20 protein-coding genes and 3 pseudogenes are annotated in these 20,799 nt (G+C 61.3%); 22 read left to right on the forward strand and 1 reads right to left on the reverse strand.

Translation table 11 applies throughout. The features are described from left to right. Positions 1-13 precede the first annotated feature (13 nt). From WJU18_RS15165 to nagZ, 22 genes and pseudogenes are all read left to right on the forward strand, one after another. Positions 14-565 (forward strand): YceD family protein, encoded by a 552-nt coding sequence (locus tag WJU18_RS15165; protein WP_423460834.1) that lies wholly within the window; start codon positions 14-16, stop codon positions 563-565. Between the two features lie 207 nt (positions 566-772). After that, complete coding sequence (gene rpmF / locus WJU18_RS15170; RefSeq protein ID WP_423460835.1) at positions 773-955, forward strand: 50S ribosomal protein L32; 183 nt, start codon at positions 773-775, stop codon at positions 953-955. Between the two features lie 281 nt (positions 956-1,236). Then, a complete protein-coding gene (gene plsX / locus WJU18_RS15175; protein ID WP_423460836.1) occupies positions 1,237-2,280 on the forward strand; it encodes a phosphate acyltransferase PlsX in 1,044 nt (347 codons plus the stop codon). A gap of 91 nt (positions 2,281-2,371) precedes the next feature. After that, entirely contained in the window at positions 2,372-3,352 is a 981-nt protein-coding gene (locus WJU18_RS15180; protein WP_423460837.1) for a beta-ketoacyl-ACP synthase III, read from the forward strand. Positions 3,353-3,479: 127 nt separating this feature from the next. Next, positions 3,480-4,445, forward strand: coding sequence for an ACP S-malonyltransferase (fabD, locus tag WJU18_RS15185; RefSeq protein WP_423460838.1), 966 nt, complete (start codon positions 3,480-3,482; stop codon positions 4,443-4,445). Continuing rightward, positions 4,446-5,207 carry a 3-oxoacyl-ACP reductase FabG gene (gene fabG / locus WJU18_RS15190; protein WP_423460839.1) on the forward strand — a complete coding sequence of 254 codons (762 nt, stop codon included), beginning with the start codon at positions 4,446-4,448 and terminating at the stop codon, positions 5,205-5,207. Between the two features lie 152 nt (positions 5,208-5,359). Continuing rightward, positions 5,360-5,596: an acyl carrier protein gene (gene acpP / locus WJU18_RS15195; protein ID WP_028603046.1), complete on the forward strand. Its 237-nt coding sequence runs from the start codon at positions 5,360-5,362 to the stop codon at positions 5,594-5,596. A 6-nt stretch (positions 5,597-5,602) separates the two neighbouring features. Then, positions 5,603-6,847: a beta-ketoacyl-ACP synthase II gene (gene fabF / locus WJU18_RS15200; RefSeq protein WP_423460840.1), complete on the forward strand. Its 1,245-nt coding sequence runs from the start codon at positions 5,603-5,605 to the stop codon at positions 6,845-6,847. Between the two features lie 33 nt (positions 6,848-6,880). Beyond that, positions 6,881-7,372, forward strand: a complete 492-nt coding sequence (locus WJU18_RS15205; protein WP_423460841.1) for a hypothetical protein — start codon at positions 6,881-6,883, stop codon at positions 7,370-7,372. 28 nt (positions 7,373-7,400) lie between these two features. Further along, positions 7,401-8,033 (forward strand): RNA polymerase sigma factor RpoE, encoded by a 633-nt coding sequence (gene rpoE / locus WJU18_RS15210; protein ID WP_423460842.1) that lies wholly within the window; start codon positions 7,401-7,403, stop codon positions 8,031-8,033. A gap of 159 nt (positions 8,034-8,192) precedes the next feature. After that, positions 8,193-8,291: pseudogene (locus WJU18_RS15215) on the forward strand (RseA family anti-sigma factor); the annotation flags it as partial. 344 nt (positions 8,292-8,635) lie between these two features. Next, positions 8,636-8,758 (forward strand): hypothetical protein, encoded by a 123-nt coding sequence (locus tag WJU18_RS15220; protein WP_423461145.1) that lies wholly within the window; start codon positions 8,636-8,638, stop codon positions 8,756-8,758. Beyond that, positions 8,755-9,888, forward strand: a complete 1,134-nt coding sequence (locus tag WJU18_RS15225) for a MucB/RseB C-terminal domain-containing protein (protein WP_423460843.1) — start codon at positions 8,755-8,757, stop codon at positions 9,886-9,888. The genes WJU18_RS15220 and WJU18_RS15225 overlap by 4 nt, the downstream gene beginning before the upstream one ends. A gap of 90 nt (positions 9,889-9,978) precedes the next feature. Next, positions 9,979-11,481 (forward strand): DegQ family serine endoprotease, encoded by a 1,503-nt coding sequence (locus WJU18_RS15230; protein ID WP_423460844.1) that lies wholly within the window; start codon positions 9,979-9,981, stop codon positions 11,479-11,481. A gap of 495 nt (positions 11,482-11,976) precedes the next feature. Further along, a complete protein-coding gene (gene lepA, locus WJU18_RS15235; protein ID WP_423460845.1) occupies positions 11,977-13,785 on the forward strand; it encodes a translation elongation factor 4 in 1,809 nt (602 codons plus the stop codon). Further along, positions 13,785-14,750: a signal peptidase I gene (gene lepB, locus WJU18_RS15240; RefSeq protein WP_423461008.1), complete on the forward strand. Its 966-nt coding sequence runs from the start codon at positions 13,785-13,787 to the stop codon at positions 14,748-14,750. Before lepA ends, lepB begins: the two co-directional genes overlap by 1 nt. Positions 14,751-14,797: 47 nt before the next feature. Further along, positions 14,798-15,160: pseudogene (locus WJU18_RS15245) on the forward strand (DUF4845 domain-containing protein); the annotation flags it as partial. A gap of 45 nt (positions 15,161-15,205) precedes the next feature. Then, the gene (gene rnc / locus WJU18_RS15250) at positions 15,206-15,904 is read left to right on the forward strand and encodes a ribonuclease III (protein ID WP_423461009.1); all 699 of its coding nucleotides are present in this window, start codon (positions 15,206-15,208) and stop codon (positions 15,902-15,904) included. A 124-nt stretch (positions 15,905-16,028) separates the two neighbouring features. Continuing rightward, positions 16,029-16,964: a GTPase Era gene (gene era, locus WJU18_RS15255; RefSeq protein ID WP_423460846.1), complete on the forward strand. Its 936-nt coding sequence runs from the start codon at positions 16,029-16,031 to the stop codon at positions 16,962-16,964. A gap of 222 nt (positions 16,965-17,186) precedes the next feature. Beyond that, positions 17,187-17,950 (forward strand): annotated as a pseudogene (gene recO, locus WJU18_RS15260) (DNA repair protein RecO). Continuing rightward, complete coding sequence (locus WJU18_RS15265) at positions 17,947-18,699, forward strand: pyridoxine 5'-phosphate synthase (RefSeq protein WP_423460847.1); 753 nt, start codon at positions 17,947-17,949, stop codon at positions 18,697-18,699. The pseudogene recO and the gene WJU18_RS15265 overlap by 4 nt, the downstream one beginning before the upstream one ends. Before the next feature lie 2 nt (positions 18,700-18,701). Then, positions 18,702-19,754 carry a beta-N-acetylhexosaminidase gene (nagZ, locus tag WJU18_RS15270; RefSeq protein WP_423460848.1) on the forward strand — a complete coding sequence of 351 codons (1,053 nt, stop codon included), beginning with the start codon at positions 18,702-18,704 and terminating at the stop codon, positions 19,752-19,754. Here nagZ and WJU18_RS15275 read toward each other — a convergent pair. Next, positions 19,746-20,729 carry a Bug family tripartite tricarboxylate transporter substrate binding protein gene (locus WJU18_RS15275; RefSeq protein ID WP_423460849.1) on the reverse strand — a complete coding sequence of 328 codons (984 nt, stop codon included), beginning with the start codon at positions 20,727-20,729 and terminating at the stop codon, positions 19,746-19,748. The two genes, nagZ and WJU18_RS15275, sit on opposite strands and share 9 nt — an antisense overlap. Positions 20,730-20,799 lie beyond the last annotated feature (70 nt).

Raw genomic sequence — 20,799 nt, forward strand, 5'->3', positions numbered from 1 at the left:
TTACACTGAGACAATGAGCAGAACCTTTACTCCAGAGCGGCTCGATGTCGCTGAATTTTCACAAGCGAAAGCGCAGCTGTCCGGCCACGATTCGCTTCAAAAATACGGGCGATTGGAGAAAGAGTTGCGGGCCTCACCGGCAGATCTTTCCATCGATTGGCAAGCCGAGGGCGAACGCCTTCGCGCCGCCGATGGTGCCATGCGCCCGGCGCTTCATCTGCATGCACGGGCGGATCTTCCTCTGACCTGTCAGCTGTGTATGGGTGAAACCATGGAGCCGGTGGAGATAGATCGCTATTTCGTTTTTGTGGCCGACGAAGAAGCTGCCGCAGCGCTGGACGATATCTCGGAAGATGATGTATTGGTACTTTCTTCTGAATTCAATCTGCGGGCGCTGATCGAAGATGAGTTGCTGATGGCGCTACCCTTGGTGCCCCGCCATGACGAATGCCCCGAGGCCCCTCCCTTATCCGCCCAGGACGCCGATTTCGACGCCGCAATGGAGGACAAACCCAACCCGTTTGCCGCGCTGGCATCGCTCAAGACAGGCAAGAAACAGAGCTGATTTCACAAATCAGCCATAACTGCCTGATGTCATTGGCAAAATCAGACTATAATCATGGGCTGTGCGCTGCATCAGCGCTTGTATGGGCTTCCTATATGAGTGGTTTGTGCTCAGCGCCTTCAATCGCTATTTCAACCCGGTCCTGGCTGTTTGATCCACTGTGTGGTCAAGGTGTCAGAGCCCGTATCTGACTTCTAAGGAGCCACCATGGCCGTTCAGCAAAACAAAAAATCGCCTTCCAAGCGCGGCATGCACCGTTCGCACAACGCTCTGTCCGCACCGGGCACTGCAGTGGAGCCTACCACGGGCGAAATCCACCTGCGCCACCATATCAGCCCCAACGGCTTCTACCGTGGCCGCCAGGTCATCAAATCCAAGGCTGAGGCCTGATCCCAACTTCTGCTCGAAGGTCTTCTAGTCTGAAGCCTGAGAGTCGCCACTAGAAGTCATGCTGCTTTGCCGGCTTGATTTCAGTGCATATACTTGCCGGGCCCGCGGCTACGCAAATACGTAGCTTCGGGCCCGTGCCGTTTCTGGCGGAAGGTTTCAGCTGGCGGTCAGCACATCGCATTGATGTGTCTTGCAAGAAAGCATGAAGCACGGTTAACAGACGGCGTTTATCATTTCAAAAGACCCGGCGCATTTTGAATATCGGGCTTCATGGGGATTGCATGATCGTTCTGGCAGTTGATTGCATGGGTGGTGACCACGGCCCCAAGGTCACGCTACCGGCCTGCCAACAGTTTCTCGAAAAGCATCCAGACGCCGAATTGCTGCTCGTTGGCCAGCCAGAGGCGCTTGCGGCGTTCAGCCATCCGCGCGCCCGCGTGGTTCCTGCCAGTGAGGTCGTCAACATGGACGACGGCGTTGAAGTGGCACTGCGCAAGAAAAAAGATTCGTCCATGCGTGTGGCGATCCAGCAGGTCAAGGACGGCGCTGCCCAGGTCGCGGTGTCGGCAGGCAACACAGGTGCGTTGATGGCTATCGCGCGCTACCTTCTCAAAACCCTCGATGGCATCGAGCGGCCCGCCATTGCCACCCAGATGCCGAATGCGAAAGGCGGTGCTACCACCGTGCTCGACTTGGGGGCTAATGTGGACTGCACTGCCGAGCATTTGCTCCAGTTCGCCGTCATGGGGTCAGCGCTGGTTTCGGTGCTGAAAAACGATGCCCATCCCACGGTGGGTCTTCTGAATATCGGCGAAGAAGTGATCAAAGGCAGCGACGAGATCAAAAAGGCTGGTGATCTGCTGCGATCAGCCAGTAAATCCGGGGATCTGAATTTCGTTGGGAATGTCGAAGGCAACGATATTTTCAAAGGTGCCGTCGATATCGTGGTGTGCGATGGCTTTGTAGGCAACGTGGCGCTCAAGACCAGCGAAGGGCTTGCGGGAATGATCGTCGGATTTCTCAAGGAAGAGTTTTCGCGCAACATTTTCACCAAAATTGCCGCCATCTTTGCCTATCCGGTGCTAAAAGCGTTGCAAAGCCGCATGGATCACCGCCGCTACAACGGCGCGGCGCTGCTGGGCTTGCGTGGCCTGGTTTTCAAGAGTCACGGGTCGGCGGATGCCGTGGCTTTCGAACAGGCCCTGACGCGCGCGTATGATGCCGCCAGCCACCAGCTGCTGGGCCGCGTGCAAACACGTATCGTTCATGCGGCGCCTTTGCTGGGGGCGCCCGCCGCGAACACCCAGGTGCCCGAGGCGGCCTAAAGGACAAACAGGGCCTCATGCCTCTCGCTTTGGTGATGGGGCGGCCCGGTAAAAGAAGCGGTTCCGCTTCATTTGAGAATTACAAGCAGAAATGACCAGTCGCTATTCCCGCATTACTGGCACCGGCAGCTACCTGCCGCCGCGCCGCGTCAGCAACGAAGAGCTGGTGGCTGAACTGGCTCAGCGCGGCGTTGAAAGTTCGGATCAATGGATCATCGAGCGTACCGGCATCAAGGCGCGCCATTTCGTGGCGCCCGATGTGATGTGCAGCGACCTGGCCGTGCCGGCGGCCCAGGCGGCCATGCAGGCAGCAGGCGTGCAGCCGGCCGATATCGATCTCATCATCGTCGCAACCTCCACGCCTGACATGGTTTTCCCTGCCACGGCGGCGATCGTGCAGCACAAGCTCGGTATTGCTGGTTGCCCGGTGTTTGATGTCCAGGCCGTGTGCAGCGGCTTTGTCTATGCGCTGGCAGTGGCGGACGCCATGATCGCCAACGGGACGGCCAATCGCGCCCTGGTCATCGGGGCCGAAGTGTTTTCCCGTCTTCTGGATTTCGACGATCGCACGACCTGCGTACTGTTTGGCGACGGCGCCGGGGCCGTGGTGCTCGAGGCCAGTCCCACGCCGGGTATCCTGGCTACCGACCTGCATGCCGACGGCAAGCACGTGGGCATCCTGTGCGTGCCTGGCCATGTGGCCGGCGGCAAAGTCACGGGCAGTCCTTTGCTCACCATGGACGGGCAGGCCGTCTTCAAGCTGGCTGTGGGCGTGCTCGACAAAGCCGCGCGCGCGGTGCTTGAGAAGGCGGGCAAGACGGAGGCCGATATCGATTGGCTGATCCCGCATCAGGCTAATATCCGGATCATGCAGGGCACGGCCAAGAAGCTGCACCTGCCGCTGGAGAAGGTGATCGTGACCGTGCACGAGCATGGCAACACGTCCGCGGCCTCCATCCCGCTGGCACTGGACCATGGGGTGCGCTCCGGACAGATCACCAAGGGACAGACGCTGCTGCTCGAGGGGGTGGGCGGAGGCTTTACCTGGGGCGCGGTGCTTCTGGATTTCTAATGTAAAAATTCAGGCTTCCGCCGTTCCTGCCTGCGCGGGCGTGGCGGCGGCTCAAGAAGAAAAACGCCGTCACGGTTCTCGCGAATCTCCCTATTTTCAGAAGATCCAACATAGGATCCTTGCTTCCATGAAACCTGTTGCTTTTGTTTTTCCGGGCCAAGGCTCGCAAGCCGTCGGCATGCTCGACGCCTGGGGTGATCATCCCGCTGTGGCTGAAACCCTGGCCGAAGCGTCCGACGCCCTGGGTGAAGACGTCGCGGCACTCATCCACCAAGGTCCCAAGGAGGCTCTGGCCCTGACCACCAACACACAGCCCGTCATGCTGGTGGCTGGTGTGGCCGCCTGGCGTGCATGGCGGGTCGAGGGCGGCGATCTGCCCGCGGCCGTGGCCGGCCACTCGCTCGGCGAGTATTCGGCGTTGGTGGCTGCCGAGGTGCTGACGCTCGCGCAAGCCGCGCCATTGGTGCGTTTCCGCGCAGCGGCCATGCAGGAGGCTGTGCCTGTGGGGGAGGGGGCCATGGCTGCCGTTCTCGGACTCGATGCCGAGAAAGTCATCGCCGGTTGTGCCGAGGCGACGCAGGCCATGGGCAGCAGCACCGAGGTGGTGGAAGCCGTGAACTTCAACGATCCAGCCCAGACGGTCATCGCCGGCAGCAAGGCGGCGGTCGAGAAGGCCTGCGAGGTACTCAAGGGCATGGGTGCCCGGCGCGCATTGCCGCTGCCGGTCTCGGCGCCTTTCCATTCGAGCCTGATGAAGCCCGCCGCTGAAAAACTGCGTGAGAAGCTTGCCGGGATTTCGCTGGCCACGCCGCGCATCCCCGTGGTCAACAACATCGACGTCGCGCTCGAAGACGAGGCCTCCCGTATCCGCGATGCTTTGTACCGCCAGGCTTTCGGGCCAGTCCGCTGGGTGGAGTGTGTGCGCAAGATCAAGGCCATGGGTATCAGCCACGTGGTGGAGTGCGGCCCTGGTAAAGTATTGGCTGGTATGACAAAACGCATTGATGCAGCCATGGAAGGCTCCGCGCTGTACGATCCAGCCACGCTGGCAGAAGCCAAGGCGCTGGTAGCGGGCTTGGCTGGGAGAGACTGAATGTCGGAGGGTAAATCAGAGAGCCCGTTCGCGGGCCAGGTGGCTTTGGTGACGGGCGCATCGCGCGGTATCGGCGCGGCCATTGCCCAGGAACTGGCCGCGCGCGGCCTGAAAGTGGTGGGCACCGCCACTACTGTCGAAGGGGCTGCCAGGATCAGTGCGGCGCTCGCTGCGTATCCCGGCTGCAGCGGTGCCCGGCTGGATGTCAATGACGCGCCAGCCCTTGAGGCGCTGATCGACTCCATCCTCAAGGAGCACGGTGCGTTGCACGTGCTTGTCAACAACGCCGGCATCACCCGCGACATGCTTGCCATGCGACTGAAGGACGACGATTGGGATGCCGTGCTGGACACCAACCTGAAGGCTGTTTTCCGCATGAGCCGCGCCGTGATGCGGCCGATGATGAAACAGCGTTACGGGCGCATCGTCAACATCACCAGTGTGGTGGGGGCCGCGGGCAATCCGGGTCAGGCCAACTACGCGGCCGCCAAGGCCGGTGTGGCCGGTATGACGCGCGCACTGGCGCGCGAACTGGGCAGCCGGGGCATTACCGTCAACTGTGTGGCACCGGGCTTCATCGCGACCGATATGACCGCAGCCCTGTCGGAAGAGCAGCATAAGGCGCTTCAGGGCCAGATCCCGTTGGGCAGGCTGGGCCAGCCCTCCGACATCGCGCGCGCCGTGGCCTATCTGGCAAGCCCGGATGCGGGTTATGTCACAGGGCACGAGTTGCACGTCAATGGCGGCATGTTCATGAATTGAGCCAGGGTAGCCGGTGTCACATCCGGCATCATGGCTATGGCTGCAACGCCTTTTTTAAACCTATACACTATTTTGATCCCACGCCTTGTAGGTAAATAACCTCTATAAGCGCGGGTAAAATCCCTGTTTTTCACAACCCTCAGAGGGAACCCATGAGCGATATCGAAGCACGTGTCAAGAAAATCATCGCCGAACAACTCGGCGTGGAGGAGTCACAAGTCACCAATGAAAAAGCCTTCGTGGCTGATCTGGGTGCTGACTCCCTGGACACTGTGGAGCTGGTGATGGCGCTGGAGGATGAGTTCGGCATCGAAATCCCCGACGAAGACGCTGAAAAAATCACTACTGTGCAAGCGGCGATCGATTACGCCACTTCGAAGAAAGCCTGAGTACCGATGAGCCGGCGCCGCGTTGTCATTACAGGTTTGGGTTGTGTGAGTCCCGTGGGTAACACGGTGGCTGAAAGCTGGGCCAATCTGCTCGCGGGCCGCTCAGGTATCGACTTCATCACTCAGTTCGATGCCAGCGCGTTCGCGTGCCGGTTCGCAGGTGAAGTCAAGGGATTCAGCGTCAGCGATTACATGCCCGAAAAAGAAGCGCGCCACATGGACCGCTTCATTCATCTCGGCATTGCCGCCGCTACTCAGGCGGTACGCGACGCAGGGTTGCCGACAGGCGATGCCCTCACGCCAGAGCTGGCCGAACGTATCGGCTGCAACATCGGCTCGGGTATCGGCGGGCTGCCCATGATCGAGGCGACCCATACCGAGCTGGTCAACCGTGGCCCGCGCCGGGTGTCGCCATTCTTCGTGCCCGCATCGATCATCAACATGATCTCGGGACACGTGTCGATCCAGAACGGCTTCAAAGGCCCCAATATTTCCGTGGTCACGGCTTGTACGACCGGCTTGCACGCCATTGGCGTGTCGGCGCGCCTGATCGAGGCTGGAGACGCTGACGTCATGGTGGCGGGCGGCGCCGAGTCCACAGTATCGCCGCTGGGCGTAGGCGGATTCGCGGCCGCGAGAGCGCTTTCCACCCGCAACGACGATCCCAAGACGGCTTCGCGCCCCTGGGACAAGGATCGCGATGGCTTCGTGCTGGGCGAGGGCGGGGGTGTGATGGTGCTCGAGGAGTACGAGCATGCCAAGAAACGTGGCGCCAAGATCTATGCCGAGCTGATCGGCTTTGGCATGAGCGGCGATGCTTTCCATATTACGGCGCCGGACGTCGATGGCCCCAAGCGGTCGATGCTGGCTGCCCTGCGCAATGCGGGCGTCAATACCGATGCGGTGGATTACATCAATGCGCACGGCACTTCCACGCCGCTCGGTGATTTGAACGAAACCAATGCTATCAAGGCGTCGCTGGGCGATCATGCCAAGCGCGTGGTCGTCAACTCCACCAAGAGCATGACCGGCCATCTGCTGGGTGGCGCTGGCGGTATCGAAAGCGTGTTCACCGTCCTGGCGGTGCATCACCAGAAGAGCCCGCCCACCATCAATATCTTCGAGCAGGATCCCGAGTGCGACCTCGATTACTGTGCGAATACTGCTCGTGACATGAAAGTCGACATAGCGGTGAAGAATAACTTCGGTTTTGGTGGCACCAACGGTACTTTGGTATTCAAGCGGATTTGATCTGTCCGCTTTTGAGGCACCCAGGGTGCGGCTATGAACGAGGTTCCTTCAGTGATGTACCCCGTTGGCCGCTCTCCGCGCTTGGGCGTTATTTTGCTTGGGTTGTGGCTGGCAGGCGCCGTGACTGTACTGTCATGGTGGGCCGATCAAGCGTCGGACCGGTCCGGGCTGGCATGGCGTTTGGGGCTTCTGCTGTCGGTTCTGGCTCTGACTGGATGGGCGCTTCATTCTTTCTGGCGCACTCAAATCAAGCGCCAGCTGGCTTTCGACGGCGACCGGTGGCATTTGAGCCATCCGAGTGGCGCGGAGGCTTTTCCGCTGCTCACGGAGCAAGCCCAAGTGGCTGTTCTGTGGGATGCTCAGCGGTGCATGCTCCTGCGCTGGCCGTCGGCGGGGCAGGGCGCCCGGCGGGCGGCATGGCTATGGGCGGAGGCCTCCAGCGATCCGCTGCGCTGGCATTTGCTGCGGTGTGCGCTATATTCGCCCGCCAACCGGCCCGCTATTGGGCCGGATCCTGAATTCTGAAACTACTGCAGCGCAGGCCATTTCTCTCTTGTCTTCAACTTCCGACACTGCCGTTTCCGCCTCTGACAGCGACGCGCTGCTGGTCGAGCGCGCCGCCGCGGGCGATCAACGGGCCTACGAATTGCTGGTCATCAAGTACCAGCGGCGTATCGAGCGCCTGATCGGCCGTATGGTGCGGGACGTAGATGTGGTCCAGGATATTGCGCAGGAAACCTTTATCCGGGCCTGGCGTGCACTGCACCAGTTTCGTGGTGATGCGCAGTTTTATACCTGGCTTTATCGTATCGCGGTCAATACGGCCAAGAAAACACTGCTCGAAATGAAGCGGGATCCCCTCGTTACCGAGGCGGCCTTGCAATCAGCGGACAGCGAAGATGAAACTTCCCGCCCGCAAAACGAACTAACCACCGAAAGCACCCCTGAATCTGAATTGGCTGCGCGCGAAATTGCTGCGGCAGTCAATGCGGCCATGGAGGCTTTGCCTGAGGATTTACGGCAGGCTGTGACGTTACGGGAAATCGAAGGCTTGAGTTACGAAGAAATTGCGGAAGCCATGAATTGTCCGATCGGCACCGTGCGATCCCGGATTTTCCGGGCACGCGAGGCGATTTCAGCCAAGGTCAAACCTTTGCTGAGCCACCAGGCAGGCAAACGCTGGTAATTGTAGGTATACGATCGGTGAACATGAGCTCGTGAGGCGGGAACCAAGGCGCTAAAGATGTTCGATATGAAAACGCAGGACGAAACTCAACTGGATCAACTGGAACAGGTGTCCGCGCTGATGGACGGGCGCTTGAGCGGTGCCGAATTCGACACCGCGATGCAAAGCGTGGGTTCCGGTGAACTGCGGGATAGCTGGCACCTCTACCACGTGATTGGCGATGTGCTGCGCTCTTCCGAGCTCGCCGCATGCCAGCACGATGCCCGTTTCGTATCCAGGCTCAGCGAGCAGTTGAAACTGGAGGCTGCCCGTCCGGCTCGGATCGAGCCGCTGGCGGCGGTCATTCCCATCGCCGCGGGCGCGCATGCCGACCGGCCGGCGGCCAACGACGGCGTGTTCCGCTGGAAGCTGGTCGCTGGGTTGGCCTCGTTTGCGGCGGTGGCTGCGATCGGGTGGGGTGCCCTGGGCAGCCTGGGTCCGCAGCCTGTGGGTTCTCAAATGGCCCAGAACGCTGTGCCCGCTGCCGGCCGAACCGAACTGGCTGATGCCCGTACCCTGGTGGCGTTGCCCTCATCGGCGGGGAAGGCGAGGCGCCACAGGTCATGCTGCGCGATCCGCGCCTGGACGAAATGCTGGCCGCGCACTTGCAGGCCTCGGGCGCATCGGCTCTGCGGGACGCATCCGGCTTCCTGCGCAATGCCACATTCGAAGGATCAGGGCGTTGACCGGCGGCGTGTTGTTGGCGCCGCACGGCTCTGTGCGCCTTGGGTTGGCGCGGCTGCCTCTAGGAAGGCGAGCCGGTTCATGGGCACGCAAAGCGCTGCGTACCATGGTGGGAGCGGTGGTGGCGCTGGGCGCCGGCAGCGTGGTCGGCCTGGCTTGTGCTCAGGCTCAGGGTATCGGCCAGTTCGGCCCAGGGGGCGATGTAGGGCCGCCTGAGCGCAGCGTGGCTGAATGGCTGGTGCGCCTGCAGCAGGCTTCCCGCTGGCCGGCCTATGCAGGCACTTTCGTGGTTTCCTCTTCGTCAGGGGCGTTGTCGAGCGCGCGCATCTGGCATGTGTGCGAAGGCGACACCCAGATCGAGCGGGTTGAATCCCTCACTGGTACACCACGCTTGACCTACCGGCGCAACGAATCCGTTGTCACGTTCTTCCCCCAGGCTCGCCTTGTGCGCAACGAACGCCGGGAGTCCGGCGGTGTGTTTCCCACCTTGCTTCAAACAAGCGAAGAGTTCGAGACAGCAGATTTTTATACTGCTCGCCAGTTGGGGCAGGGGCGGGTAGCAGGTTTCGATGCGGACATCGTGCTGCTTTCCCCGCGTGATGGTATGCGTTTCGGCTACCGCATCTGGAGCGAGAAACGCACCGGGCTGGTAGTGAAAACGCAAACCCTGGATGCCAATGGCCGCGTGTTGGAGCAGGCTGCGTTTTCCGAGCTGCAGCTCGAGGCGCCGGTGAAGATCGACAAGCTCAAGCAGATGATGGGCAATACCGAAGGGTATCGCGTCGAGAAGACCGCCAAGGTCAAGACCACCGCCGACGCCGAGGGGTGGCAGATGAAATCCCCGGTATCCGGGTTCACGCCCATGAGTTGCTACAAGCATCCGCCCTCGGCCCCCTCGAAGATGGTGCAGTGGATCTTCTCCGATGGTTTGGCTACGGTGTCGCTTTTCATGGAGCCTTTCAGCCGGGAGCGCCATGTGCGTGAGGGCCAGTGGGCCATGGGTGCCACGCACACGCTCACTCGCCGTCTGGCCGACAAAGACAAAAACGGCGAGTGGTGGGTCACCGCGGTGGGGGAAGTCCCGGAGCAAACCCTCAAGGCGTTTGCTGACAGCCTCGAGCGCAAGAAATAGTTTTACATTGGCTGCATGCAGAGGGCGGCGGCTTCGTTTGCCCGCAAATGCGGCATGTGTTTAGATTCGTTTGAAGAAAGCGTCGTGGATATGATGAACTTGAATATCAAGCGGGTGGCCGTGGCTGCATGGGCCGCGCCACTGCTGACGATGGGAGGGCTCGCCGGATTGCCCGCGCAGGTATCGGCGCAGCAGCAACCTCCGGTGGCGGCTTCCGTGCGCGGCTTGCCTGATTTCACGGATCTGGTGGAGCAGGTGGGCCCCGCGGTGGTCAACATCCGGACCATGGAGCGCGTGCGCGCAGGCAACGGCGCCAACGGCCAGATGGATGAGGAGATGCAGGAATTTTTCCGGCGCTTCTTCGGCATGCCCATGCCTCCCAACGGGCAGCGCCAGCCCCAGCCGCAACGCCCCAACAAGCCGGCCCCTCAGCCGGAGCAAGAGCAGCCTCGCGGGGTCGGCTCCGGCTTCATTCTGTCGGCTGACGGTTATGTCATGACCAACGCACACGTGGTCGATGGCGCGGATGAAGTCATCGTCACGCTGCCCGACAAGCGCGAGTTCAAAGCCAAGATCATCGGTGTCGACAAGCGCACCGACGTGGCCGTGGTGAAAATCGAAGCCGCGGGCTTGCCTACCGTGAAGATCGGCGACGTCAACCGCATGCGCGTCGGTGAATGGGTGCTGGCCATCGGTTCTCCCTTCGGCTTGGAGAACTCGGTCACCGCTGGTATCGTGAGCGCCAAGCAGCGGGACACGGGCGACTACCTGCCTCTCATCCAGACCGACGTGGCGGTCAACCCGGGCAACTCCGGCGGCCCGCTGATCAATATGCGCGGCGAGGTGGTGGGTATCAACAGCCAGATCTATTCGCGCTCGGGCGGTTACATGGGTATCTCGTTCGCGATTCCCATCGATGAGGCCATGCGTGTCAGCGAGCAGTTGCGCGCGACCGGCAAGGTCACGCGCGGACGCATTGGCGTGCAGATCGATCAGGTCACCAAGGACGTGGCCGAATCCATCGGTCTCGGCAAGCCGCAGGGCGCGCTGGTGCGCAGTGTGGAGAGCGGCTCTCCGGCTGAAAAGGCTGGCATTGAGGCGGGCGATATCATCACCCGGTTCGAGGGCAAGCAAATTGAGAAAGCGTCGGATCTGCCACGCGTGGTCGGAGCCATCAAACCGGGTACCCGCAGCTCGATCACGGTCTTCCGCCGGGGCGCGAGCCGCGATCTGAGCATTACGGTAGCAGAGCTTGAGCCTGATAAGAGTGCGCGCCGCGCGCCAGAGCGCAACGAAGCGCCGAAGGCCGCCGCCGCGGGCCAAGGGCTTGGTTTGACCGTGACAGACCTGACCGATGCGCAGCGCAAGGAGTTGAAGGTCAAGCGTGGCGTGCGGGTGGAATCCGCCGCCGAAGGCGCTGCGCGGGCCGGCTTGCGAGAGGGCGACGTGGTGCTCTCGGTGGGCAACACTGAAATCAACAATGTGCGCGAATTCGAGGCTGCCGTCGGTAAGGCGGACCGCAGCAAGCCGGTTACCGTGCTGGTCCTGCGTGGCGATCTGGTCCAGTACGTGATCGTGAAGCCGGCGCGCTGAATCCCGGTTTGTGACCTCCTCTTAACAACCCCAAAAGCCCCAACCCACAGTCGGGATTGGGGCTTTTTTGCGACGTCCGGTTCGGCCTCGAGTGGGCTCCGAGGGGATTGTTTCCACAGGAATCGCCGCTGGCTTACATATTGTTTTAGATAGAATCACGCACTGATTAGCCGAAATACCTGCATATGGAAGGTCGTCAAAACCACCATGCGGAAATCGGCGCAAGCACTTCACATGCATTCCACAAAAAGACCACAGCTTGTCCCAAGGAAATCCCAAGCGATCTGTGGATAAGCTGTTAATAAATTTCCGTTGCGGCGCCACAACGACCAACGATTCGCGATCAAGGACTTCGAAAAAGGCTCTTTTTGCCTACAATGAAGCTCCAACTATCGCAGTTGCCATAGATTGTTGGTTGAGGGCGCGTCACATTCCTGGCGCGCCCTTTTTTCATGCGCACCGCTTGTCAATTCAAATACTTGGCTCGACTCCTTGATGGACCACATCAGAAACTTTTCGATCATTGCGCACATTGATCATGGCAAATCAACGCTCGCGGACCGCTTGATCCAGCGTTGCGGAGGTCTCGCTGACCGCGAGATGCAAGCCCAGGTGCTGGACTCGATGGACATCGAGAAAGAGCGGGGGATAACCATCAAGGCGCAGACCGCTGCGCTGCAATACAAGGCGCGCGATGGACAGGTCTACAACCTCAACCTGATCGATACACCGGGCCATGTGGACTTCTCATATGAGGTCTCTCGCTCGCTTTCCGCATGCGAAGGTGCATTGCTCGTGGTCGATGCATCGCAAGGTGTCGAAGCGCAGACAGTTGCCAACTGCTACACCGCGCTTGATCTCGGTGTGGAGGTGCTGCCTGTCCTCAACAAGATGGATTTGCCGCAGGCTGATCCTGAAACCGCCAAGGCCGAGATCGAAGACGTGATCGGCATCGATGCAGGTGAAGCGATTGCCATTTCTGCCAAGACCGGCATGGGCATCGATGATGTGTTGGAGCAGATCGTGGCCAAGGTGCCGCCGCCGCGCGGAGTACCCAACGCACCGCTGCGGGCCATGATCATCGACAGTTGGTTCGATGCCTATGTCGGCGTAGTGATGCTCGTGCGCGTGGTCGATGGCCGTCTGCAAAAGGGCGAACGCTTCAAGATGATGGCGAGCGGCGCTTCCTACGAAGCCAACAACCTGGGTGTGTTTACACCCGCGCAGCAGACGCGCGATTCGTTGGAAGCTGGCGAGGTGGGCTACATCATCGCCGGAATCAAGGAACTGAAGGTCGCCAAGGTGGGCGACACCGTGACGCTGGACAAGAAGCTGCCTGGAAATCTCGGCCCTGCCGAGAAGGCGCTGCCGGGTTTCAAGGAGATCCAGCCCCAGGTGTTCGCCGGTCTCTATCCGACAGAAGCCAATCAGTACGATGCCTTGCGCGACAGCCTGGAGAAACTCCAACTGAACGATGCGTCGCTGCATTTCGAACCCGAGGTATCGCAAGCGCTGGGCTTTGGCTTCCGCTGCGGTTTTCTGGGCTTGCTGCACATGGAGATCGTCCAGGAGCGGCTTGAGCGCGAGTTCGACCAGGATCTGATCACTACCGCGCCTAGCGTGGTGTATGAGGTGGAACGCGCCGACGGCGAAGTCCTGATGGTCGAGAACCCCTCGAAGATGCCCGACCAAGGCAAGATCAACGAGATTCGCGAGCCCATCGTGACCGTGCATCTCTACATGCCGCAGGAGTACGTGGGGCCCGTGATGACGCTGGCCAACCAGAAACGCGGTGTGCAGCTCAACATGGCCTATCACGGCCGGCAGGTCATGCTTACCTACGAGTTGCCGTTGGGCGAGATCGTGCTTGATTTCTTCGACAAGCTGAAAAGCGTGAGCCGCGGCTACGCCAGCATGGATTACGAATTCAAGGAGTACCGCGCATCGGACGTGGTCAAGGTGGACATCCTGCTGAACGGCGAGAAAGTCGATGCCTTGTCCATCATCGTGCACCGCAGCCAGTCGCAATACCGCGGGCGGGCTGTGGCTGCCAAGATGCGGGAAATCATCAGCCGCCAGCAGTTCGACGTGGCCATTCAAGCGGCTATCGGCGCCAACATCATCGCGCGCGAAAACATCAAGGCACTGCGCAAGAACGTGCTGGCAAAATGCTACGGGGGCGACATCACGCGCAAGCGCAAGCTCCTTGAAAAGCAGAAAGCGGGCAAGAAGAGAATGAAGCAGATCGGTTCGGTCGAGGTGCCTCAAGAGGCGTTCCTGGCAATCTTGCAGGTGGAGGAATGATGCAGTTCCTTACCGCAATCATCCTGGCTGGTTTTGTGGGGTACGGCGGCGCCTGGTACCTCGGCATGATCGAGGGCAACTTTGCGTTGCTGTTGTTCCTGGCCACTCTGGTCACGGGCCTGTATTGGCTCGCCGACCGGTTCGTCTTCCTGCCGCGCCGCCGCGCGGCGGCCGAGAACCTGCAAACGGAGGATGACCGCCGCCGTGCCGGTCTGGCCGCGCAAGGCATCAAGCAGGTCGATGGCGATGTGTCCGTGGCGCGCGAGCGCATACTGGCGCAGCCTTGGTGGCTCGACTGGACGGCGGGCCTGTTCCCCGTCATTCTGGTGGTCTTTCTGCTGCGCTCGTTTGTCTTCGAGCCGTTCAAGATTCCTTCCGGCTCGATGATCCCGACACTACTCATCGGCGATCTGATCCTCGTCAACAAATACACCTATGGCTTGAAGTTGCCCGTGCTCAACACCCGCGTGACCGAAGGCAATCCAGTCCGGCGGGGCGATGTGGTGGTGTTCCGCTACCCACCCAAGCCCAGCGTCGATTACATCAAGCGCGTTGTCGGTGTACCGGGCGACGAGGTCTCTTATCTGAACAAGAAGCTCACGGTCAATGGCCAACCGGTGCCGCAAACGGCCCAGTCGGATTTCTTCGACGAATCGACCATGGAGTATTTCAAGCAGTTCGAGGAGCAGGTCGGAGACCGGAAACACAGGATCATCGTCGACGACCGCAGGCCCAGCTTCATTCCCGGGGTTGATGAGTTCAAGTACAAGGAAAATTGCCGCTACAGTGTCGAAGGCGTGACCTGCAAGGTCCCCGAAGGGCATTACTTCATGATGGGCGACAATCGGGACAACTCGCTCGACTCGCGTTACTGGGGCTTTGTGCCCGATGCCAATGTGGTCGGCAAGGCATTTTTCGTGTGGATGAACTTCGGTAACCTGAAGCGCATCGGCTCGTTCGATTAACAAGACGATCAACAGACCATAAAGAAACTGCAATGGAAAGCAGGCGTATGAACAGGCATGCAAACGGGTACCAGGGTGCCAGGGGAGTGGCAGGAACGGCATCTTCACAACGAGGAATTTCGTTTCTCGGCCTGCTGTTTCTGGGCGTGATCATTGCCTTCCTGGCGATCGTCGGCGCCAAGGTCGTGCCCACCGTCACCGAGTACATGGCCATTCAGAAAGCCGTCAAGAAGGCTGCGGCAGATGGCACCACCGTGCCGGCCGTGCGCGCCGCATTCGATCGCACCGCGTCCGTGGACTACATCAGCTCCATCGCCGGCAAGGATCTTGACATCACCAAGGACGGCGACAAGGTCGTGGTCGAATTCGCCTACGACAAGGAAATCGCCCTGTTTGGGCCCGCCTATCTGCTCATCAAATACCGTGGCTCCTCGGCGGGGGTACAACTGAGCGCCGTGCAGACCGCGCTTGATACCCTGCAGGAGCGCCTGCAGCACCGTTTCGCGGCGCCAGCCCTGCTGGCGAGGGCTCTTACGCACCGCAGCTTTTCGGCAGACCACAACGAGCGCCTGGAGTTTCTGGGCGATTCGGTGCTCAACCTTTGCGTGGCGCACCTGCTTTATGAGGCCTTGGCTGATCTGCCCGAGGGCGATCTTTCCCGGGTGCGCGCCAATCTGGTCAAGCAAGATACCCTGCACCGGCTGGCGCTGGATCTGGGCCTGCCTGAGATGCTTCGCCTGGGCGAGGGTGAGTTGCGCTCTGGCGGTCAGCGGCGGCCTTCGATCCTCGCCGACGCACTGGAGGCACTGATCGGCGCCGTCTACCTGGATGCCGGCTTCGCGGCGGCCCAGGCATTGGTGCGCCGGCTGTTCGACAGGGTGGAGATCAACCCCGGCATGCAGGCCGCAGCCAAAGACCCCAAAACCGCCTTGCAGGAATGGCTACAGGGGCGCAAGATGCACCTGCCGCAATACAGCGTGGTTGACATTCACGGGGCGGCCCACCGGCAGACCTTCGAGGTGCAATGCACCATTTCAGAATTGAACCTTCAGCAGACAGGCAGCGGCGCCTCGCGCCGCGCGGGCGAGCAAGCGGCCGCCGCTGCCATGCTGAAGTTGCTCCAGCAAACCAAACATGACAAAAACAGAAAATGACCCCCACGCTTCCTTGCTTTGCATGGGTGCGCTGCCCCCCGAGGGGAGCTTTTCATCTTGGGGACGGCCCGGCGATGAAAAAAAATTAGCTGACAGCGCTGAGGCTTCCAGTGCTGAGGACTCCATGGAGCCCGACGGCGGCAGCGGAGCTACTCAGCGTTGCGGCCTGATTGCCATCGTGGGTAAGCCCAATGTCGGCAAATCCACGCTGCTCAACGCCCTGGTGGGCCAGAAAATCAGCATCACCAGCCGGAAGGCGCAAACCACGCGCCACCGCATCACTGGTATCCGCACGCTCACCAACGAGGAGGGCGGCGGTACGCAGTTCGTGTTTGTCGATACACCGGGCTTCCAGACCCGGCACAGCACAGCCCTGAACAAGTCTCTCAACAAGACAGTGCTGGGCGCCATCGATGGCGTTGACCTGGTGCTTTTCGTGGTCGAGGCCGGCAGCTTCACGCTGGGCGATGCCAAGGTGCTGGCCTTGCTCCGGGAGGGCACGCCCACGCTCCTGGTGGCCAACAAGCTGGATACCGTGCACCGCCGCGCCGAAATCGCGCCGTGGCTGAAAGACATGCAGGAGCGTCACCCGTTCGCCGAGTTCGTGCCCATGTCCGCCAAGAACCCGAAGGACATCGCACGGCTGCTTTCCATCTGCGAGCGCTACCTGCCTGAGCAGCCCTGGTGGTATGCCGAAGATGAGCTGACCGACAAGAGCGAAAAGTTTCTGGCCAGCGAAGTCGTGCGCGAGAAGCTGTTCCGCCTTACGGGCGATGAGCTGCCCTATACCTCCACGGTGGTCATCGACAAGTTCGAAGAGGAAAAAAGCAAGGCCCACGGGCGCATGGTGCGCATTGCCGCCACCATTGTGGTCGAGCGCGATGGCCACAAGGCCATGGTGATCGGCGAGAAGGGCGAACGCCTCAAACGTATCGGCACCGAAGCCCGGCAGGAACTCGAGAAGCTCATGGACTGCAAGGTATTCCTGGAACTGTGGGTGAAGGTCCGGTCTGGCTGGGCCGATGATGAAGCCCGGGTGCGTAGCTTCGGGTATGAATAGGCTCCCCCTGAGGCGCTGACGCGCCTTCCCCCGAAAAGTAGGCCCCCACGCTCCCTCGCTGCGCGTAGTGCGCTGCCCCCCGAGGGGGCCGCTTTTCATCTTGGGAGCGGCCCGGCGATGAAAAGAGGGACGCACCCAGCGGCCTGGCACAGCCAGCTCCGCGGCCGCTCTTGCACGGCTTGCTCCGCAGCCTCTGGTTTTTAAAACCTTGGTTTCTGTGTAGTGAAACGCGTCAACCACGAGCCGGGCTACGTGCTGCACCGTTATGACTGGAGCGAATCCAGTGTCATCGTGGAGGTGTTCACCCGCGCTCATGGCCGCATGGCCTTGGTGGCCAAAGGCGCCAAACGGCCATCTTCCAATTTCCGTCCCGTCCTGTTGCCGCTGCAGCCCCTTGTGCTCAGTTGGGGGGAGATGCTGAAATCCGGACCCTGAAAAGCGCGGAGTGGGGTGGAGGCCATGTCATGCCCACGGGGGAGGCGCTGCTTTCGGGCTATTACGCCAACGAGTTGCTCATGCGCCTGATGGCGCGGGAAGATGCCCACACACGCCTGTTTGATGCCTATGCCGCGCTGGTGCATGTGCTGGCCGCCGAAAAGGGCGAAACCCTGCACGCAGCTGCGCTGCGCACATTCGAGCTGCTGCTGCTTCGCGAAACCGGCCATCTTCCCGCTCTGGACGCCCAAACCCTGACCTTCGCGCCCCTGGAGCCCGATGAGTCCTACAGCCTGGTGGCTGAAGGCGGCTTGCGCAGCGCGCGTGAGGGGCCGGGTGCCTGGCTGCCCGGCCGCGGCTGGCTGGCCCTGGCAGAGGCCTTGGACGACGAAGCCCCATTCACCACGGTTCTCGGCGTCTGCGCCAGCCTGCCTGGCGAGCAGCGCGCCAGCTTGCGCCAGCAACTACGCGAGATGCTGCACTACCATTGCGGTGGCGGCATCCTGCGTACCCGCCAGATGATGATCGACCTGCAATCCTTGCCATCGTGAAAACCAGTCTTTCCGTCAACGTCAACAAAGTCGCCTTGGTGCGCAACACGCGCCATCTGGGTATTCCCAGCGTCACCCGCGCTGCCGAGCAGTGCCTGCGCGCGGGCGCACATGGCATCACCGTGCACCCGCGCCCCGATGAACGTCATGTCCGCGGACAAGACGTCCATGACTTGGCGGAACTGATGAAACAGTGGCCTGGCCGTGAGTACAACATCGAAGGCAACCCCACGCAGAACCTGATGGGCTTCATCCGTGCGGTGAAGCCGCAGCAATGCACGTTCGTGCCCGACAGCGAAGACCAATTCACCAGTGACCACGGTTGGAACCTCGACGATCCAGCCACCTGCGAGCGTCTTGCGCCGTTGATCAGCCAGGCGAAGGCCCTTGGTGTGAGGGTCAGCCTGTTCATGGACCCGCTGCCCGGGCAGATGGCTGCCGCGCGCGCCCTGGGCGCTGATCGCGTCGAGCTCTACACCGAGCCCTATGCGGCCGCCTGGGCCACCGGAAACGATACCCAGCGGCGCGAGCAACTGCAGCGCTACGCCGCCGCTGCCCAGGCCGCGCTGGATGTCGGTCTGGGCGTGAATGCCGGACACGACCTGAACAGGGAGAACCTGGCGCCTTTCCTGGCCGAAGTGCCTGGTGTCGCAGAAGTTTCGATCGGCCATGCTTTCATCGCCGATGCGCTGGAACTTGGGTACACCGCCACAGTCGGCGAATATTTGCGGTGCATCAAATCCGCCTGACCATGCAACACGCCCCACTCATCATCGACATTGCCGGCATCGCCCTGACCGAGGACGACCGCCGCAGGCTGGCCCACCCGTTGGTGGGCGGCATGATTCTCTTCAGCCGCAATTGGGAAAGCCGTGAACAGCTCACGCAGCTGACCTCCAGCATCAAGCGCCTGCGCCCCGATCTGCTGATCTGCGTAGACCACGAAGGCGGCCGTGTGCAGCGTTTCCGCTCCGGCGGTTTCACACATCTACCCTCCATGCGCACCTTGGGCGAGCTCTGGATGCAGGACGCCATGCGGGCCCAAGACGCGGCCACTGCCTGCGGCTACGTACTGGCAGCAGAGCTTCGCGCCTGCGGAGTGGATCTTTCATTCACGCCCGTGCTGGATCTGGACTGGGGCCCTTCAGGCGTGATCGGTGACCGGGCCTTCCATGCGGACCCGCGCGTGGTCACCATGCTGGGCAAAAGCCTCATGCACGGCCTGCTGCGGGCAGGCATGGGCAACTGCGGCAAGCATTTTCCGGGGCATGGCTTCGTCGCCGCCGACTCGCACACGGATCTACCCCGAGACACCCGCAGCCTCAAAGCCATCCTGGCGGCGGATGCGGCTCCCTATGGCTGGCTCGGTACCTCCATGGATGCCGTCATGATGGCGCACGTGGTGTATTCCAAGGTGGATGCCCTGCCTGCGGGGTACTCGGCGCGTTGGCTGCAGGCCGTGCTGCGCGGGCGCCTGGGCTTTGGCGGTGCAGTCTTTACGGACGATCTGAGCATGGAGGCCGCCCGCCATATCCAGGGCCGCACGGTAACGCCTGTCGAGGCCATTTTGTCAGCGCTGGGCGCCGGTTGTGATCTGGCGCTGCTGTGCAACCAGTCACTGGACGGGGGCAGGGTGCTCGATGACACTATCGACGGCATAGCCCAGGCACAGCTTGCCGGGCATTGGCTACCGTCCGCTGCCAGCGAATCGCGTCGGCTGGCGTTGCTTCCTGCAGCCGCATCCCCTGATTGGGACGCACTGATGCGTTCACCTGCGTACTTGCACGCGTTGGCACTACTCTGACTTGTACAGCCCCAGCCGCTTGGCGGTGTCCGCCCACATCAGGGTTTCGCGGCGGATCATGCTTTCGAACTGGGCGCTGGTGAGTTCGGGCGCACGCTCCAGGTTGAGTGTCTTCAGGCGAGCTTCGACGTCCGGGCGCTTCATGGTCGAGGTGAAATCGGCATAGAGCTGGGCGAGGATGGCTGGATCTGTTCGTGCCGGTGCCATCAGGCCGTACCAGCCGCCAGCAGGAACGCCCTGGATACCCAGCGACTCGAGCGTGGGAACCCCGGGAAGGAACTTGGACTCGGTGCTTCCCGTGATGGCCAGCGCCTGCGCCCGCCCGCCGCGTACATGAGGGAGTGCGCTGGGCAGGCCATCTATCATGATCTGCACGTGGCCGCCTACCAGATCAGCCAATGCCGGCGCACTGCCTTTATAGGGAACGTGGACGACGTCAATACCTGTTGCCTGCTTGAAGGCCTCCATGCACATGTGGCTGGTGGAACCTGAGCCAATGCTGGCGTAGCTCAGCTTGCCGGGATTGGCCTTGGCATAGGCGAGCAGCTCCGGCACCGTCTTGAAGGGCTGCTGCAGGTTCGCGACCAATGCCAGCGGGGTGGTCGAAAGCAGCGTCACGGGGCGGAAATCCCGTGACACGTCGTACTTGAGGTTCTTGTACAGAACCGGGTTGACGACGATGGGGGAATTGGATGTCAGCAGCAGTGTGTGCCCGTCGGCCGCAGCCGCGGCCAGTTCCTGAGCGGCCAGCGCCCCGTTGGCGCCAGCCTTGTTTTCCACCAGGACCGGTTGATGCCACTGGGCGCCCAACTGCTCGCCAAGCGCGCGCGCCAGGATGTCGGAACCCTGTCCCGGTGCAAAGGGGATCAGAACTCGAACGGGCTTGTTCGGGTATGTGCCGGAGTTGGCGTGTGCGATGCCCGTGGCGAAGGGGGCAAGCATTGAACTGGCGAGGAGGAAACTGCGGCGCTTCATGCTTTCCTTTGTCTGTCTCAACAACTATTTTTAAATATAATATCATTATATCTTTTGAAAAAAGCGAGCT

Origin of the sequence: Ottowia sp. VDI28 (genome assembly GCF_049532675.1) — a bacterium.
Classification (GTDB): domain Bacteria; phylum Pseudomonadota; class Gammaproteobacteria; order Burkholderiales; family Burkholderiaceae_C; genus Ottowia.

What these genes read in the sequence shown, in the direction of transcription:
- WJU18_RS15165 (WP_423460834.1), top strand. Translation starts at nt 14, where the DNA reads ATGAGCAGAACCTTTACTCCAGAGCGGCTCGATGTCGCTGAATTTTCA.
- rpmF (WP_423460835.1), top strand. Translation starts at nt 773, where the DNA reads ATGGCCGTTCAGCAAAACAAAAAATCGCCTTCCAAGCGCGGCATGCAC.
- plsX (WP_423460836.1), top strand. Translation starts at nt 1,237, where the DNA reads ATGATCGTTCTGGCAGTTGATTGCATGGGTGGTGACCACGGCCCCAAG.
- WJU18_RS15180 (WP_423460837.1), top strand. Translation starts at nt 2,372, where the DNA reads ATGACCAGTCGCTATTCCCGCATTACTGGCACCGGCAGCTACCTGCCG.
- fabD (WP_423460838.1), top strand. Translation starts at nt 3,480, where the DNA reads ATGAAACCTGTTGCTTTTGTTTTTCCGGGCCAAGGCTCGCAAGCCGTC.
- fabG (WP_423460839.1), top strand. Translation starts at nt 4,446, where the DNA reads ATGTCGGAGGGTAAATCAGAGAGCCCGTTCGCGGGCCAGGTGGCTTTG.
- acpP (WP_028603046.1), top strand. Translation starts at nt 5,360, where the DNA reads ATGAGCGATATCGAAGCACGTGTCAAGAAAATCATCGCCGAACAACTC.
- fabF (WP_423460840.1), top strand. Translation starts at nt 5,603, where the DNA reads ATGAGCCGGCGCCGCGTTGTCATTACAGGTTTGGGTTGTGTGAGTCCC.
- WJU18_RS15205 (WP_423460841.1), top strand. Translation starts at nt 6,881, where the DNA reads ATGAACGAGGTTCCTTCAGTGATGTACCCCGTTGGCCGCTCTCCGCGC.
- WJU18_RS15220 (WP_423461145.1), top strand. Translation starts at nt 8,636, where the DNA reads ATGCTGCGCGATCCGCGCCTGGACGAAATGCTGGCCGCGCACTTGCAG.
- WJU18_RS15230 (WP_423460844.1), top strand. Translation starts at nt 9,979, where the DNA reads ATGATGAACTTGAATATCAAGCGGGTGGCCGTGGCTGCATGGGCCGCG.
- lepA (WP_423460845.1), top strand. Translation starts at nt 11,977, where the DNA reads ATGGACCACATCAGAAACTTTTCGATCATTGCGCACATTGATCATGGC.
- lepB (WP_423461008.1), top strand. Translation starts at nt 13,785, where the DNA reads ATGCAGTTCCTTACCGCAATCATCCTGGCTGGTTTTGTGGGGTACGGC.
- era (WP_423460846.1), top strand. Translation starts at nt 16,029, where the DNA reads ATGGAGCCCGACGGCGGCAGCGGAGCTACTCAGCGTTGCGGCCTGATT.
- nagZ (WP_423460848.1), top strand. Translation starts at nt 18,702, where the DNA reads ATGCAACACGCCCCACTCATCATCGACATTGCCGGCATCGCCCTGACC.
- WJU18_RS15275 (WP_423460849.1), bottom strand. Translation starts at nt 20,729, where the DNA reads ATGAAGCGCCGCAGTTTCCTCCTCGCCAGTTCAATGCTTGCCCCCTTC.